Source organism: Streptomyces sp. NPDC020917, from assembly GCF_044333795.1.
Taxonomy (GTDB): Bacteria; Actinomycetota; Actinomycetes; order Streptomycetales; family Streptomycetaceae; genus Actinacidiphila.
Genome location: NZ_JBIRRR010000001.1, coordinates 347,976 through 363,062, shown reverse-complemented (window position 1 = coordinate 363,062; position 15,087 = coordinate 347,976). Strand labels below are relative to the sequence as shown.

14 protein-coding genes are annotated in these 15,087 nt (G+C 74.9%); 11 read left to right on the top strand and 3 right to left on the bottom strand.

All coding sequences use genetic code 11. The features are described 5' to 3' along the window. Positions 1-188: 188 nt before the first annotated feature. From ACH4TG_RS01540 to ACH4TG_RS01505, 8 genes are all read left to right on the top strand, one after another. Positions 189-788 carry a TetR family transcriptional regulator gene (locus ACH4TG_RS01540; RefSeq protein WP_398239645.1) on the top strand — a complete coding sequence of 200 codons (600 nt, stop codon included), beginning with the start codon at positions 189-191 and terminating at the stop codon, positions 786-788. A gap of 382 nt (positions 789-1,170) precedes the next feature. Continuing rightward, positions 1,171-2,025, top strand: coding sequence for a helix-turn-helix domain-containing protein (locus ACH4TG_RS01535; protein ID WP_398239643.1), 855 nt, complete (start codon positions 1,171-1,173; stop codon positions 2,023-2,025). Between the two features lie 12 nt (positions 2,026-2,037). Further along, positions 2,038-2,241: a DUF397 domain-containing protein gene (locus tag ACH4TG_RS01530; RefSeq protein WP_398239641.1), complete on the top strand. Its 204-nt coding sequence runs from the start codon at positions 2,038-2,040 to the stop codon at positions 2,239-2,241. Positions 2,242-2,304: 63 nt separating this feature from the next. After that, positions 2,305-3,552: a prenyltransferase/squalene oxidase repeat-containing protein gene (locus tag ACH4TG_RS01525; RefSeq protein ID WP_398239639.1), complete on the top strand. Its 1,248-nt coding sequence runs from the start codon at positions 2,305-2,307 to the stop codon at positions 3,550-3,552. Then, positions 3,552-4,262: an SCO2322 family protein gene (locus tag ACH4TG_RS01520; RefSeq protein ID WP_398239637.1), complete on the top strand. Its 711-nt coding sequence runs from the start codon at positions 3,552-3,554 to the stop codon at positions 4,260-4,262. The genes ACH4TG_RS01525 and ACH4TG_RS01520 overlap by 1 nt, the downstream gene beginning before the upstream one ends. A 248-nt stretch (positions 4,263-4,510) precedes the next feature. After that, entirely contained in the window at positions 4,511-5,650 is a 1,140-nt protein-coding gene (locus ACH4TG_RS01515) for a CbiQ family ECF transporter T component (RefSeq protein ID WP_398240444.1), read from the top strand. Continuing rightward, the gene (locus tag ACH4TG_RS01510) at positions 5,647-7,293 is read left to right on the top strand and encodes an ABC transporter ATP-binding protein (protein WP_398239635.1); all 1,647 of its coding nucleotides are present in this window, start codon (positions 5,647-5,649) and stop codon (positions 7,291-7,293) included. Before ACH4TG_RS01515 ends, ACH4TG_RS01510 begins: the two co-directional genes overlap by 4 nt. Next, on the top strand, positions 7,290-8,186 hold the full coding sequence (locus tag ACH4TG_RS01505; protein ID WP_398239633.1) for an ECF transporter S component: 897 nt from the start codon (positions 7,290-7,292) through the stop codon (positions 8,184-8,186). Before ACH4TG_RS01510 ends, ACH4TG_RS01505 begins: the two co-directional genes overlap by 4 nt. A gap of 70 nt (positions 8,187-8,256) precedes the next feature. Here ACH4TG_RS01505 and ACH4TG_RS01500 read toward each other — a convergent pair whose 3' ends face one another. Beyond that, entirely contained in the window at positions 8,257-10,332 is a 2,076-nt protein-coding gene (locus ACH4TG_RS01500) for a DHA2 family efflux MFS transporter permease subunit (RefSeq protein WP_398239631.1), read from the bottom strand. A 197-nt stretch (positions 10,333-10,529) separates the two neighbouring features. On the opposite strand from ACH4TG_RS01500, the gene ACH4TG_RS01495 reads away from it, so the two are divergent. The 3 genes from ACH4TG_RS01495 (at position 10,530) to ACH4TG_RS01485 (ending at position 13,019) form a co-directional block, all read left to right on the top strand. Next, positions 10,530-11,609, top strand: coding sequence for a peptidoglycan-binding protein (locus tag ACH4TG_RS01495; RefSeq protein ID WP_398239629.1), 1,080 nt, complete (start codon positions 10,530-10,532; stop codon positions 11,607-11,609). 53 nt (positions 11,610-11,662) lie between these two features. Continuing rightward, entirely contained in the window at positions 11,663-12,178 is a 516-nt protein-coding gene (locus ACH4TG_RS01490) for a hypothetical protein (protein ID WP_398239628.1), read from the top strand. Positions 12,179-12,365: 187 nt separating this feature from the next. Then, positions 12,366-13,019 carry an HAD-IA family hydrolase gene (locus ACH4TG_RS01485; RefSeq protein WP_398239626.1) on the top strand — a complete coding sequence of 218 codons (654 nt, stop codon included), beginning with the start codon at positions 12,366-12,368 and terminating at the stop codon, positions 13,017-13,019. 288 nt (positions 13,020-13,307) lie between these two features. Here the strand turns inward: ACH4TG_RS01485 and ACH4TG_RS01480 are convergent, their stop codons facing one another. Together ACH4TG_RS01480 and ACH4TG_RS01475 are read right to left on the bottom strand one after the other, a co-directional pair. Next, positions 13,308-13,889, bottom strand: a complete 582-nt coding sequence (locus ACH4TG_RS01480) for a TMEM165/GDT1 family protein (protein WP_398239625.1) — start codon at positions 13,887-13,889, stop codon at positions 13,308-13,310. Between the two features lie 194 nt (positions 13,890-14,083). Further along, positions 14,084-14,911, bottom strand: a complete 828-nt coding sequence (locus tag ACH4TG_RS01475) for an ABC transporter permease (protein ID WP_398239624.1) — start codon at positions 14,909-14,911, stop codon at positions 14,084-14,086. Between the last annotated feature and the right edge of the window lie 176 nt (positions 14,912-15,087).

The following is a 15,087-nucleotide window of genomic DNA, read 5'->3' as shown; positions in this document are numbered from 1 at the left end:
CTACCCGGCCGCGCAGCCCGGGGGTGCCGCGCACCGGGTGATCCCCACCACGGCGCCCGCCTGCCATCATGCACGCACGGGCAGGCCGGGGGGCGCGCGGCGGCCGGCCGCGCGACGCGCGCCCACAGCGGGTGCACGACGGTGAGCGACGGCGAACGACAGCGGACGGACGGCAGGCGATGGGACACATGAGCACGGACCCCAAGCCGTCCCCCCTTCCGCTGACCGAGCGGCAGGAGGCCCGCCGCCGCCGGATCCTGGACGCCAGCACCCGGCTCGCCTGCGGCGGCGGGTTCGACGCGGTGCAGATGCGCGAGGTCGCCGAGTCCTCCGAGGTGGCGCTGGGCACCCTGTACCGCTACTTCCCGTCGAAGATCCACCTGCTGGTGGCCACGATGGAGGACCAGCTCGGCCAGCTGCACGAGGCGCTGCGCAAGCGCCCGCCGGCCGCGACCGCGCCCTCGGAGCGGGTCGCGGAGACCCTGCTGCGGGCCTTCCGGGCGCTGCAGCGCGAACCGCTGCTGGCCGACGCGATGGTCCGCGCGCTGATCTTCGCCGACCGCTCGGTGAGCGCCGAGGTCGACACCGTCTCGCGGCTGACGACCACGATCATCGTCGACGCGATGGGGCCCGACGCGGCTCCGGGACCGGGCCGCGAGTCGGTCGTCCGGGTGATCGAGCACACCTGGCACGCGGCACTGGTCACCTGGCTGTCGGGCCGGGCCACCGTCGCCCAGGTCACCGAGGACATCCGCACCGCGTGCGGGCTGCTCGACCACCCCGCCTGACCCAGCGGCCCCGCCGAACCCCCCGCCCGGACCCCCGCCGGCGGCGAACCGGAGCCCGCTCGCGGCGCCCGCGGAACGCGTCCGCCCCGGTCCGGAACCGAACGGGCCGCCATGGCCGTGATCACTTCCGGCCGTCTCATCCTGCACACCAGCGCTCACCCGTACCCGTGCGCCCCATCTCGCACGCCCTGCACCCGTGGCTGTCGGACCCGCTCAACACCCTTACTGTGCAAGGGAGTTGACTGTGTCACAACGCACAGGCGGGGATCCGTTATGGGGCAATAATGCACCACTGCAACCTTGTCTCCGAAATTTCCAGAAACGATCTGGACCCCGCGGATGCGGAACGGCACACTCATGAACAGCATCAAGAAGGGACACCATGCCGCTCAGAAGCACCGCAACCGCCCGCCAGGAGCGCCTCGGTGCGGAGCTGCGGAAAATGCGGGAGGCCGCCGGGATCACCGCACGGGACACCGCGCGGCTGCTCGGCACCGACCCGGCGAAGGTGAGTCACATCGAGGCGGGCCGCCTCGGTGTCAGCGAGGAGCGTTTAAGGCGTCTCGCCGCCTTCTACGAGTGCGGGGACACCGACCTCATCGACGCCCTGGTCACGATGGCCAACGGGCAGGGTCGCAAGGGGTGGTGGGAGGCCTACCGGGGCGTGGTCCCCGCCGCCCTGCTCGACGTCGCCGAACTGGAGCACCACGCGGTCCATCTGCGGACCATACAGATCACGCACATCCCCGGGGTCTTCCAGACCGAGGACTACACCAGGACCGTCTTCGGCTACGCCATCCCGCCGCTGCCGGAGAACGAGCTGGAGGCCCGGGTGGCACAGCGCCTGGAACGCTCCGGCGTGCTCTACCGGGACGCCGCGCCCCCGTACGAGGCCCTGGTCCACGAGGCCGCGCTGCGCATGCGGTTCGGCGGCGGCAAGGTGGCGCGCGCCCAGCTGGAGCACATCCAGGAGCTGAGCCACCTGCCGCACGTCAGCGTCCGGGTCATCCCGTTCGCCGCCGACGGCCACATCGGCTCCGGGCACGCCATGCTCTACGCGAGCGGCACGGTGCGGGCCCTGGACACCGTCCAGATCGACTCCGCGCACGGCATCAGCTTCCTGCACGCCGCTCCGCACCTGGCCAACTACCGGGTCCTGTACGACACCCTCGCCGCGGTGGCCCTCGACCGCTCCCGGTCCCGCGACCTCATCCACAGCATCTCCCGAGACCTCTGAAAGGCACTGGCCATGACCGCGCCCCTGATTTGGCAGAAGTCCACGTACTCGCAGGAGCAGGGCGAGTGCGTCGAGCTGACCGCAAGCGGGGGCGCGGTTCTCCTCAGGGAGAGCGACGACCCGACGGTGGTCCTCACCACGACCCGCCAGGACCTGGCCCGCTTCCTGCAGGTCATCAAGGTCGGTACGGGCGGGCCCAGGACGCCCCGCGCCTGAGGGCCGGCGCGTCCCGCACGTTATGGTGAGGCCCTCCCCGTCCCCGGAAAGGTCTGCACCCCCATGCCCCTGCGCCGCCGCGCCGCGACCGTCCTGGCCGCCGCCACCGCCCTCACCGCACTGACGGCGCCCGCGGCGCTCGCCGCCGCGCCCCCGACCGGGCTGTACGGGTCCGGCGACCCGACGTACGACGGCGTGTGGCGGCAGTCCTACGCGCTGCTCGCCCTGCACACCGCCGGCGTGGTCCCGGCCGCGTCCGCCACCGGGTGGCTGACCGGCCAGCAGTGCGCGGACGGCGGCTTCCCGTCGTACCGCGCGAACACCGCGACCCCGTGCGCGCCAAAGGCGGAGGACACCAACGCCACCGGCATCGCCGTCCAGGCGCTGACCGCGCTCGGCGGCCAGGACGCGGCCGTCGGCAAGGCCACCGCGTGGCTGAAGAAGGTGCAGAACGCCGACGGCGGCTGGTCGTACAACCCCGGCGGACCGTCCGACCCGGACTCCACCGCGGTCGTGCTCGGCGCGTTCGCCGCCACCGGCACCGCACCGCAGGACGTCAGGACCGCCGGCGGCAAGAGCCCCTACGACGCGCTGCGCGGCTTCCAGTCCGGCTGCGCCGCCAAGGCCGCCGACCGCGGCGCGTTCACGTACCCGATGAACGGCAAGAAGGCGGTCAACGCCAAGGCGACGGCGGACGCGGTGCGCGCGTCGCAGGGCGCCGGCTTCGTGGTCCGCCCGGCCGGCTCCGACGTGACCGCGGACGCCCCCGCGTGCACGGGTGCGGCGACCGGCGCGGACCCGTACACCGTGCTGGCCCCCAAGGCGTCCGGCCTGGCGGGCGCGGCGTGGCTGGCCGCGCAGCTCACCGCGGGCGGCGGGCACCTGACCGCGCTCACCCCCGGCGCGGACAAGCCGACCCCCGACTACGGCACCACCGCAGACGCGGTGGTGGCGCTGGCGGCCGGCGGCCAGCGGAGCGCGGCCACGTCCGCGTACACCTGGCTGGCCGCCAACTCCGCGACCTGGGCGCACGGAAACCCCGCCGCCCTCGCCCAGCTGATCCTCGCCGCCGAGGCGACCGGCGCCGACCCGAAGAGCGCCGGCGGCGCGAACCTGGTCCAGCAGCTCACCAACCTCGGGCCCGCGCCTGAGTCGGCGAAGCCGAGCCCTACGCCGACGGCCACGCAGGAGCAGCACAAGAAGTCCAGCAGCGGCTCGTCGCTGGGCACCTGGCTGATCGTCGGCGTCATCTTCGTCGCCAGCATCGGCTTCGGCATCCTGCTCAGCTCGCGCAAGCGGCGGCAGGGCTGATGCGGCGGCGCACCCCGGCCGCGGTGCTCGCGGCGGCGACGGCCGCCGCGTTCGCCGTGCTGCTGGCGGCCGCCGCGCCCGCGCAGGCCACCGGGTACCGCTACTGGTCCTACTGGCTGCGTTCCGGGGGCACTTGGACGTACGCGCAGACCGGCCCGGCCATGCACACGCCCGCCGACGGCGACGTCGAGGGCTGGCGGTTCGCGGTGAGCCGCGACGCCGCCGCCACGGCCCTGCAGCCGCGCGGTGCCGCCGACTTCGCGACGATCTGCGCGGGCACGCCGGCCGCCAAGGGCAGCAAGCGGGTGGCCCTGGTGATCGACCCGGGCACGGCCGCGGACGCCCCCGGCGGCGAGACCCCGCCGGCCCCGCGCACCGCGTGCGCCCGCATACCCGCCGACGCCTCCTCCGCCGACGCCGTGGCGGCCGTCGCCCGCCCCCTGCGCTACGACTCCTCCGGCATCCTGTGCGCCATCGCCGGCTACCCGCGCTCCGGCTGCGGCGAGACGGTGTCCGGCGGCAAGGCCCCCACGGACGGCTCCACCACTTCCGCCACCGCCGCGGCCACCTCCGGCAGCTCCACCACCGCAGCGGGCCCGTCCTCCCACCACGGCGGCCCGTCCGCCGGCCTCTACGCGGGCATCGCCGCGGTCGCCGTCGTCGGCGGAGCCGCCGTCTGGCAGGCCCGCCGCCGCAAGCCCCGCCCATGACCGGCGTCCCCTCCCCCGCCACGCCCCCCGAGCCCGAACGCGCGTCCGGGCCCGGGTCCGACGACCGTCCGCAGCCGGGCGCCGACGCTGCCGGACCCGCTGGGACCAGGGCGCCCGCAGCCGCTTCCGGAACAGGATCCGCCGTGCCCCGCGCGGGAGTCGGCGGGTCGCTGCGGGACGGGGACGCCGGCGGCCGGGTCCGGTGGCTCGCGAAGTGGCGGGCGCCGCGGGCCGGTCGGGGGAACGCGATGCACGCCGGGGCGTGGTGGGTGTGGGCGCTGGGGATGGCCACCGCGGCCTCGCGGACCACGAACGTGCTGCTGCTCGCCCTGGTCGTGGCGGTGGCCGGCTACGTGGTGGCCGCCCGCCGCACCGACGCGCCGTGGGCCCGCTCCTACGGCGCGTTCCTGCGGCTGGGGCTGGCCGTGCTCGCCATCCGCGTGGTGTTCGCGGTGGTGCTCGGCTCGCCGATCCCCGGCACCCACGTGGTGCTGACGCTGCCCGAAGTGCCGCTGCCGCACTGGGCGCAGGGCGTCCGCATCGGCGGCCGGGTCACCGCCGAGGGCCTGGTGTTCGCGCTGCGCGACGGCATGAAACTGGCGACGCTGCTGGTCTGCGTGGGCGCCGCCAACGCGCTCGCCAACCCCGCGCGCCTGCTCAAGTCGCTGCCGGGCGCGCTGTACGAGGCGGGGGTCGCCGTGGTCGTGGCGATGACGTTCGCCCCCCATCTCGTCGCCGACGTCGCCCGGTTGCGCGCCGCGCGCCGGCTCAGGGGTCGGGAGGACCGCGGGGTGCGCGCCCTGCTGCAGGTCGGACTGCCGGTGCTGGAGGGCGCGTTGGAGCGCTCGGTGGCGCTGGCCGCCGCGATGGACGCGCGCGGCTACGGCCGCACCGCGCAGGTGCCGGCCGGTGTGCGGCGCGCCACCGCCGCCCTGACGCTGGGCGGCCTGCTCGGCGTGTGTGCGGGCACGTACGCGCTGCTGTCCGCGAGCGGCGGCCGCTACGGCCTGCCGGTGCTGCTCATCGGTCTGGCCGCCGCGATGGCCGGGCTGCGGCTGGGCGGGCGCCGCTCCGTGCGCACCCGCTACCGCCCGGACCGCTGGGGCGCCCGCGCCTGGCTGGTCGCCGGGTCGGGCGCGGCCGTCGCGGGTCTGATGATCGCCGCCACCGGCTACGATCCGGCCGCGCTCGATCCGCCCGCGTTCCCGCTGACCGCGCCCGCGCTTCCGCTGTGGCCGGCGGCCGGACTGCTGCTCGGCCTGCTCCCGGCGTTCGTCGCGCCCGCGCCGGCACCGGTGTCCCCCGCGCGTGCGTCGTCCGGTCCGGAACGGCCCGGCCCGGCGTCCGGGCCCGCATCGTCCGCGCCCGCGAAGGAGGCCGTGCGGTGATCCGCTTCGAGGACGTGACGGTGACCTACGAGGGCGCCGCGGAGCCGGCCGTCCGCGGTGTCGGACTCGACATCCCCGAGGGCGAGTTGTGCCTGGTGGTCGGTCCCTCCGGGGTGGGCAAGTCGACGCTGCTGGGTGCGGTGAGCGGCCTGGTGCCGCACTTCACCGGCGGGCTGCTGCGCGGCCGGGTGACCGTCGCGGGACGCGACACCCGCACCCACCGCCCGCGCGAACTCGCCGACGTGGTCGGCACGGTGGGTCAGGATCCGCTGTCGCACTTCGTCACCGACACGGTGGAGGACGAACTCGCCTACGGCATGGAGTCGTTGGGCGTCGCGCCGGACACGATGCGGCGGCGGGTCGAGGAGACCCTGGATCTGCTGGGCCTGGCCGACCTGCGCGACCGGCCGATCGCGTCGCTGTCCGGCGGCCAGCAGCAGCGCGTGGCGATCGGCTCCGTGCTGACCGTCCACCCCAGGGTGCTGGTGCTGGACGAGCCGACGTCGGCGCTGGACCCCGGCGCGGCCGAGGAGGTGCTGGCCGTGCTGCAGCGGCTGGTGCACGACCTCGGCACCACGGTGCTGATGGCCGAGCATCGGCTGGAGCGGGTGGTGCAGTACGCCGACCAGGTCGTGCTGCTGTCCGCGCCGGGCGAGCCGCCGGTCATCGGGACGCCCGCCGAGATGATGGCGGTCTCGCCGGTCCACCCGCCGGTCGTCGGCCTCGGGCGGCTCGCCGGCTGGTCGCCGCTGCCGCTGTCGGTGCGCGACGCGCGGCGCCGCGCGGGCGCGCTGCGCGAGCGCCTGGCGGCCTGCACCCCGCCGGCCGCCGCTGCCCCGCAGGGCACCGCCGCCGATCCGGCCGGCCCCGCCTCCGGCCCCGAACCCCTGGTCCGCGCCGAGCGGTTGGCGGTGCGCAGGGGCCGCGCCGAGGTGCTGCGCGGGGTGGACCTGACCGTGCGGGCCGGCGAGACCGTCGCGCTGATGGGACGCAACGGCGCCGGCAAGTCGACGCTGCTGTCCACGCTGGTGGGCCTGCACACGCCGGCCGCCGGCACCGTCGAGGCGGGCGGCGCGGTACCGCACCGCACCCGGCCGGCCGAACTGGTGCGCCGGGTCGGCCTGGTGCCGCAGGAGCCGCGGGACCTGCTGTACGCCGACACCGTCGCCGCCGAGTGCACGGCCGCGGACCGCGATGCGGGCGCGGCGCCGGGCAGTTGCCGGGCGCTGGTCGCCGGGCTGCTGCCGGGTGTGCCGGACGACGCGCACCCGCGCGACCTGTCCGAGGGCCAGCGGCTCGCCCTGGCCCTGGCCGTCGTGCTCACCGCCCGGCCGCCCGTGCTGCTGCTCGACGAGCCGACCCGCGGCCTGGACTACGCCGCCAAGTCCCGCCTGGTGGCGCACCTGCGGGGGCTGGCCGCGGCCGGGCACGCCATCGTCCTGGCCACCCACGACGTCGAACTCGCCGCCGACCTGGCGGACCGCGTCGTCATCCTCGCCGACGGCGAGGTGGTGGCCGACGGCCCGGCCGCCGAAGTGGTGCTCTCCTCCCCCGCGTTCGCCCCGCAGGTCGCCAAGATCCTGGCCCCGGCGCCCTGGCTGACCGTGGGCCAGGTGGCCCGGGCCCTGGAGGCCGCCTCGTGAGGCGTCCGGCCGCAACCGGCACCACCGGCACCACCGGTACCACCGCTACCGCCGGCGCGACGGGCGCGGGCGGGCAGGCGCGCCCGGTACGGCTGGGGGCGCGGTCCACCGCGGCCCTGGCGCTCGTCTCGCTGATCGGCGCGGCAGCGTTCTGCTGGCCGCTGCTCGCCGCGCACGGCTCGGCGGTGGCGGCCCACAGCACCGACGCGCCCTGGCTGTTCGCGGCGCTGCTGCCGCTGCTCGTCGCGGTCGTGATCGCGACCGTCGCCGACACCGGGATGGACGCCAAGGCCGTCGCGATGCTCGGCATGCTCGCCGCGGCCGGCGCCGCGCTGCGCCCGCTCGGCGCGGGCACGGCCGGTATCGAGCCGATGTTCTTCCTCATGGTGCTGTCCGGCCGGGTCCTCGGTCCCGGCTTCGGCTTCACCCTCGGTTCCCTGACGATGTTCGCGTCCGCGCTGCTCACCGGCGGAGTCGGGCCGTGGATGCCGTTCCAGATGCTCGCCATGGGCTGGGTGACGATGGGCGCGGGCCTGCTGCCGGGCCCGCACACCCTGCGCGGCCGGGCCGAACTCGCCCTGCTCGCCGGCTACGGCGCCGTGTCCGCGGTGGCGTACGGCACGGTGATGAACCTGCAGGGCTGGCCCTACATCGGCGGCCTCGCCTCCGGCATCGCCTACGACCCGCACGCCGCGCTGGCCACCAACCTGGCCCGCTTCACCACCTACTGCCTGACCACGTCGATGGGCTGGGACCTGCCACGCGCCGCCCTGACCGCCGTCCTCTCCTTCACCCTCGGCCCGCCGATCCTGCGCGCCCTGCGCCGGGCCACCCGCCGCGCGGCCTTCGCCGCCCCGGCAACCTTCGCCCCGCCGCCGGCCGAGGAGCCCTGACCGCACGCGCCGCGGGCGCCCGTGCCCGGCCGCACGGCCGCCGGGCCGGGGCCGGTCAGGCCGATGTGCGTCAGGCCGAGGCGTGGCCGCCGGCGGTGGCGCCGCCGCGCGCCCGGTGCTCGCGGCCCTCCGGACGGTCGGTGTCGCCGCCGCACAGTTCCGTGCTGAGCCTGCTGACCAGCGCGGCCAGCTCGGAGTGCGTGGCCGGGTCGTAGTCGCCGAGCAGGTCGGCCAGCACCGTGCGGCGTGCGCTGACCAGCCGCAGGGCGAGGGCCTGGCCGGACTCGGTGAGGACCAGCGGGTTGCCGGACCTGACCGCGAAGCCGCGGGTCTCCACCTCGACCGCGGCCTTCTCGATGACCTCGGCGGGCACGGTGGTGCGGCGGGCCAGCTCCACCGGATCGTCCTCGCCCTCGCGGGCGAGCTTGAGCACCAGCCAGCTGGTGGCCGGATGGATGTCCTCGCCGGACAGCCGGGTGATCCGGGTGTAGAGGTCGCGGCGCGCCTCCCTGCTGCCGAGCAGCGACAGGCAGCGGGCAATCTCGTCGAGCGAGGACCGCTCCACCGGGTTGGTGCCGTACGTCTCGCTGGCGTCGGGCACGGTGACGGTGCCGCGCAGCGGCTGCTCGCGCAGGAACCAGGCGACGACGAACGCGGCGACCGCCACCGGCACCGCCCACAGGAACACCGTGGTGATCGCCTGCGAATAGGCGTGCACCACCGGTGTCTTGATCACCGGGGGCAGGTGGGCGACGGCCGTGGGGTCGCCCTGCAGGCTGGAGGGGGCGAAGCCGGGCGGCAGGGGTACGCCGCGCAGCGCGTCGGAGAGTCTGTGCTGCAGCTGGTTGGCGAAGACGGTGCCGAACACCGACACCCCGAAGGACGCGCCGATGGAACGGAAGAACGTCGCGCCGGAGGTGGCCGCGCCCAGGTCCTGGTAGCCGACGGAGTTCTGCACGGCCAGCACCAGCACCTGCATCACCAGGCCCAGGCCGAGCCCGAACACCAGGAAGTACAGGCTCATCAGCCAGGTCGACGTGGACTCGTCGAGCTGGTGCAGCAGCAGGAGCCCGACCGCCGTGATCCCGGTGCCCAGGATCGGGAAGACCCGGTAGTGGCCGGTGCGGCTGACGATCTGCCCGGACCCGGTGGACGACACCAGCATCCCGATCACCAGCGGGATCATGTGCACCCCGGACATCGTCGGCGAGTACCCGTGCACCACCTGCAGGAACGTCGGCAGGAACGTCAGCGCGCCGAACATCGCGAAGCCGACGACGAACGAGATCACCGAGCAGAGCACGAACGTCCGGTTGCGGAACAGCGCCGGCGGCAGCACCGGTTCCTCCGCCCGCCGCTCGACGACGACGAACGCGGCGATGAGCAGCACGCCCAGGACCGCCAGCGCGATGATGCCGGGCGAGCCCCAGGCCCAGGTGGTGCCGCCCAGCGAGGTGACCAGGACCAGGCTGGTGGCCGCCCCCGCGACGATCGCCATGCCGAGGTAGTCGATGCGGTGCGTGGTGCGCCGGGCCGGGATGTGCAGCACGGCGGCGATCACCGCGAGCGCGATCACGCCGATCGGCAGGTTGATGTAGAACACCCAGCGCCAGGAGAGCTGTTCGGTGAACACCCCGCCCAGCAGCGGCCCGAGCACGCTGCTCGCGCCGAACACCGCGCCGAACACGCCCTGGTAGCGGCCGCGGTCGCGGGGCGGCACGATGTCGCCCACGATCGCCATCGACAGCACGATCAACCCGCCGCCGCCCAGGCCCTGCAGTGCCCGGAACGCGATCAACTCGCCCATGTTCTGGGCCACTCCGCACAGCGCGGAGCCGATCAGGAAGATGACGATGACCGTCTGGTACAGCCGTTTGCGGCCGTACATGTCGCCGAGCTTGCCCCACAGCGGCGTCGCCGCGGTCGAGGCCAGCAGGTAGGCGGTGACCACCCACGACAGGTGGTTGATGCCGCCGAGGTCGCTGACGATGGTCGGCAGCGCGGTGGACACGATCGTCTGGTCGAGCGCCGCCAGCAGCAGCCCGAGCGCGAGGGCGCCGATCGCGATGCGGACCGACCGCCGGTCGTGGTGCCCGCCGGGTGCGTCCGCCGCGGGGCCCGCGGCCGTGCTGGTGTCCTGGGCCATGGAACGACTCCTCCCGTCTTCCCCCGACGGTCAGCTCGGTCCGTTGTCGACAATCGACTCTCCATGTTCCCACCGTTTGCCCTGCTATGGCCTGTGGTGCCCGCCGGGACGTGTGGGGTGATGCTGCACGGGGCAAGAGGGATCGGCATAATCGCCCCTGATCCGACGAACATGTGCACGACGCGGGAGGGGACCCAGTGGCGCCGCAGCACCCGGACGAGCCGATCGCTCCGGCCCAGGAGCCGGCCGCGGCGCCGTTCGCGCCCGCCCAGGACCAGGAGACGGCTTCCCCGGAAGCCGGAGAAGCCGGAGAAGCGGGAGAAGCCGGGGAGGCCGGCGTACACCGCGCCGCGGAGCGCTCCGCCCAGCGCGCGGCGGCCTTCGCCGCGACCGAGGGCTTCCACCCGCTGCGCCTGCGCCCCTACGTCGGCGAGCCCGGCGACGCGGGCGAGAGCACCGTGCGGCCCGTTCACGGCCCCGCGGAGGGCGACGGGCCCGCGCCCGGCGATCTCGGCCTGTTCCCCGAGGCGTACGCCGGCTACGAGTACGCGGACGACGATCCGGCCGCCCTGGAGGACCCGGAAGGGCCGGAGGACGACGAGGCCGCCGCGGAGGCCCGCCGGGGCCGCCACCGCAGGCGCAGGCGCGGCGTCGTCGTCGCCGCCGCGGCCGTCGCCGCGTCGGCGCTCGCCGCGGGCGCCGTCGCCGTCACCGGGCAGGTCATCAACGAGCAGGGCGCGACCGGCCACGCGCTGCCGGACCTCACCTCCGCCACCGTTCCCGACGTGACGCTGCCGCCCGACGCCGGGCCGGCCACCGCCAAGGTCGCACCCGCGGGGCAGGAGGCCAGCCGGACCAGGACGCCCGCCCGGGCCGCCACGCCGTCGACCTCGGCCCCGGCCTCGCCGGCCTCGGCCGCCGGCTCCCCGCAGGCGCCGGCGAGCGCCGCCGGCACCATCGCCCCGACGGCCGCCGGCACCCCGGCCCCGCCCGCCTCCGCGTCGCCGCCGGCCTCCGGACAGCCCGCCGCGCCCGCGTCCGCGCAGGTCCTGCAACTCGGCGACTCCGGGCCCGCGGTCGAGGACCTGCAGCGCCGGCTGGCCGAGGTGTGGGCCTACCACGGACGCATCGACGGCGTCTTCGACAAGCAGGTGCAGCACGCCGTCGCGACCTTCCAGGTCTGGTACTGGGTGAGCGACGCGCCCGACGGCAGCCATGATGGTGTCTACGGCCCGAACACCCGGGCCGCTCTGGAACGGCAGACCTCGGGGCGCTGAGCATCACGAACCGGTTCGGCATCGACGATTTCCAGCTCGTCCTGCTGCGGCGGATGGCCGACCACCGCCCGGAGCTGGTCGACGACGCGCTCAGGACGCTGGGCGTCGACCACACGGAGTTGCGCGAGGCGCACAAGCGGTGGCAATCGCGGGTGCACTCGCGCACCTTCCCGCGCGGCGAGATGCGCTACCTCACCTCGCTGGGGCGGCCCGAGTACGAGGTGCGGCGGCAGGTCGGCGACCTGGCGTGCCGGGCGCTGCTGTGGCCGGTCCCGCTGTGGCCCACCCTGCGGTTCGAGATCCTGGTCGCGCCCGGGGGCGCGGTGTGGAACGAGTGGCTCGTCCGGCAGCCCGGCGATCCGGGGCCGCGGCTCGACTCCCCCGGTCAACTGCCCCCGTGGGGCTGCACGGTGGAGGAGGTGCTGCGCGCCTTCCCCTCCGCCGTGCCGATGGTCGGCGACGCCCCGACCCGTGCACGCGTCGGCCTCACCGATCCCGGCGGCGGCCAGGGTTTCGTCGCGCACTTCACCTGGGGCCTGTTCCAGTACGTCGCCCCGCACCCGTCCTGAACCGGCCCCTCTGCCGCCTCACCGGCCCCCGCCGCCGGACGGCCGTGCCCGCACCGGCGACCTCTGCGACTGGCGCTCCGGCCAAATGTTTTGTACCGTGTGGAAACAAAGTGGTTCCGCCCGCATCTGCCCTGACCGGCGGGCGGAACCACTGAGTACGTCCGCACCCGCCCGGAGGAACAGGCAGATGGCCACCCCCTTGCTCGCCCAAGCCCTTCTGCTCGACATGGACGGGACCCTCGTCAACAGCGACGCGGTGGTCGAGCGGTGCTGGCGCCGCTGGGCGGCGCGCCACGGGCTCGAGGCCGAGGCGGTGCTGAAGGTCGTGCACGGCCGGCAGGGGCACGCCACGATGGCCGCCCTGCTCCCGGACCGGCCGATGGAGGAGAACTACGCGGAGAACGCGCTGATGCTCGCCGAGGAGACCGCCGACACCGACGGTGTCGTGCCGGTCGCCGGCGCCCCCGCGTTCCTGGCCGGGCTGGCGAACCGCCCGCACGCCCTGGTGACCTCGGCCAGCGAGGAGCTGGCCAGGACCCGGATGACCGCGTCCGGACTGGCGCTGCCGCCGGTCCTGGTGACCGCCGAGCGCGTCAGCGCCAGCAAGCCGGACCCCGAGGGCTTCCTCAAGGGCGCCGCGGAACTGGGCTTCGCCCCCGAGGACTGCCTGGTCTTCGAGGACGCCGAGGTGGGCATCGCGGCCGCCAAGGCCGCCGGGATGCGCGTGGTGGGCGTCGGCCCCCGCGCCGCGGCCCACGCCCCCACCGCCCACGTCGACTCCCTCGAGTCCGTCCACATCACGAAGGCCCCCCAGGGCGGCCTCCTCATCACCCTCAGCTGACCGCGGGAAGGGGCTCCGGCGCGGCCGCCGCAAAACGGGCAAGACCGCCCACTCAGAACGCCCCCGGGGCTGAACGTGCTCGGTGCGGGTAGCTCGAAAAGTGAACGTCCTGGCCCTTTTTTGCCGGCCTCTCGCCGCCGGGCCCTTAAACCCGGTGTCTGCCGGTCGATCGTGCTCGCTCGCTCCTTCGTCGCTCACTGCGCGCGTTCTCCCTCTAGACACCGGCGGGCCCTTTGGCTCGATGCCTACACCGGCGTGGACGTAGCTCGTCAGGTGGACGGGTCCGGGCTAGCCAACCACTGCCTCGTAGATGCTGAAGGCCGCCAGGACGATCATCACGCAGGCCGCGATCCGGGTGATGAGCCGCAGCGGCACCCGCTTCATCAGCATCTGCCCGCCGAAGATGCCGAGGGCGCCGACCGCCCACAGGGCGAGCACCGCGCCGATCGCGACCGAGACCGGATCGCTGTAGCGGGCGGCCAGGTTGGCGGTCATGATCTGCGTGAGGTCGCCGAACTCGGCGACCAGGATCAGCATGAAGCCCGCCCCTGACACCTTCCAGAAGCTCTGGTCCGCGGGCGCCTTGACCTCTTCCTCGTCCTCGCCCTTGGACAGCAGCAGCACGGCCGCGCCGCCCAGGAACAGCAGGCCCACCACGCCCTGCACCCAGCGGTGCGGGAGAAGGGTGAGCAGGCTGCCGGCGGCGATGGCCAGGGCCACGTGGACCGCGAACGCCGCGGCGACCCCGGCGAAGACGTACGAGGCGCGGTAGCGGGTGCCCAGCATCAGCGAGGCGAGCGCGGTCTTGTCGGGCAGTTCGGCAAGGAAGATCACGCCGAACACGACGGCGATGACGGTGAAGCTGAACACGGAAGCGGATCCTCGTTCGGTCGGGCGGCCGCACCGGAGAACCTCGCGTTTTCGGGGTCGCTTCGGCACGGCAGCGTGAACACTGCGGCCGAAGGTCTCGCTGGCGGGCACACGCGGTGTGCCGCCTCCGGGCGCCGGCCGGGTTCGTCCCCGGGGGAACGGTCCTGGCAGTGTGTCGACGGTCCGGCGAAGAGCTACTCCCCTTCTGCTGCCGGCAAGTCTACGGCACCCGCCGGGGCGGGCACGGCGCGGGTGATCAGGCCGCGGGCGACGAGTTCCAGGACCACGGCGACCGAAACCGCCTGCACCGCCAGCAGCGCGATCAGCACGAAGAGCTGCACGGCACCGGCCGTCACCGGGCTCGCACCGCCCAGCAGCATGCCGACGAACGCGCCGGGCAGGGTGACCAGCCCCACCGTCCTGGTCTGGTCGAGCCCGGGGACGAGGGCGCCGGAGGCGGCGGGCCGGGCGATCTCCATCCGGGCCTCCCGGTCGGTGAAGCCCAGGGCCATCGCGGCCTCCACCTCGCCGGCCCGGCCGGCCAGCTCCTCCAGGGCCCGGCGGCCGCCGAGCACGGTCGCGGTGAGGCCGCCGCCGATGAGGATGCCGGCGACCGGGATCAGCGCGATGCCGTCGATCGGCAGCAGTCCGGTCAGCACCAGCAGCGCCACGACCGGCAGGGCGCCGGCGCCCACCGGGACGGCCGCCCAGCGCCATGTGGCGTTCCTGGTGATGCGCCGGCCCGCGGTCCGGGACGCGACGCCGTACATCAGGGCCACGAAGGCCAGCAGGGCCGCCTGGTGCTTGACCACCCAGCCGATGAGGGCCGACACCGCGGCGAGCTGCACCGCGGCCCGTACACCGGCCAGGGCGATACCGCGCGAGTAGCGCTCGTCCTCGTCCGCGAGCCGGGCGTACGCCGCGATGCCCGCCGCGGCGACGAGCAGCACCACCAGGACGACGCCGAGGGTGCGGTCCACCGGGAGCAGCGACGACGCCGACAGCACGGGCGCGGAAGTCACGGCGTCACTCTAGGTCCTGCGGGGAACACTCCCTACTACAGGGCGGGCAGATGTAGACCCTCTGTGATGACGCCGTGATGGTGGAGTACGTCACGTGGGCCCGAGGGAACCAGGCGGCAGTACTGGCGTACGCTGTACGGCTGACGGTGATTGAAGATCCGTTACGCAGGCGCAAC

What these genes read in the sequence shown, in the direction of transcription:
- ACH4TG_RS01500 (WP_398239631.1), bottom strand. Translation starts at nt 10,332, where the DNA reads ATGGCCCAGGACACCAGCACGGCCGCGGGCCCCGCGGCGGACGCACCC.
- ACH4TG_RS01485 (WP_398239626.1), top strand. Translation starts at nt 12,366, where the DNA reads ATGGCCACCCCCTTGCTCGCCCAAGCCCTTCTGCTCGACATGGACGGG.
- ACH4TG_RS01525 (WP_398239639.1), top strand. Translation starts at nt 2,305, where the DNA reads ATGCCCCTGCGCCGCCGCGCCGCGACCGTCCTGGCCGCCGCCACCGCC.
- ACH4TG_RS01490 (WP_398239628.1), top strand. Translation starts at nt 11,663, where the DNA reads ATGGCCGACCACCGCCCGGAGCTGGTCGACGACGCGCTCAGGACGCTG.
- ACH4TG_RS01540 (WP_398239645.1), top strand. Translation starts at nt 189, where the DNA reads ATGAGCACGGACCCCAAGCCGTCCCCCCTTCCGCTGACCGAGCGGCAG.
- ACH4TG_RS01535 (WP_398239643.1), top strand. Translation starts at nt 1,171, where the DNA reads ATGCCGCTCAGAAGCACCGCAACCGCCCGCCAGGAGCGCCTCGGTGCG.
- ACH4TG_RS01515 (WP_398240444.1), top strand. Translation starts at nt 4,511, where the DNA reads ATGCACGCCGGGGCGTGGTGGGTGTGGGCGCTGGGGATGGCCACCGCG.
- ACH4TG_RS01530 (WP_398239641.1), top strand. Translation starts at nt 2,038, where the DNA reads ATGACCGCGCCCCTGATTTGGCAGAAGTCCACGTACTCGCAGGAGCAG.
- ACH4TG_RS01520 (WP_398239637.1), top strand. Translation starts at nt 3,552, where the DNA reads ATGCGGCGGCGCACCCCGGCCGCGGTGCTCGCGGCGGCGACGGCCGCC.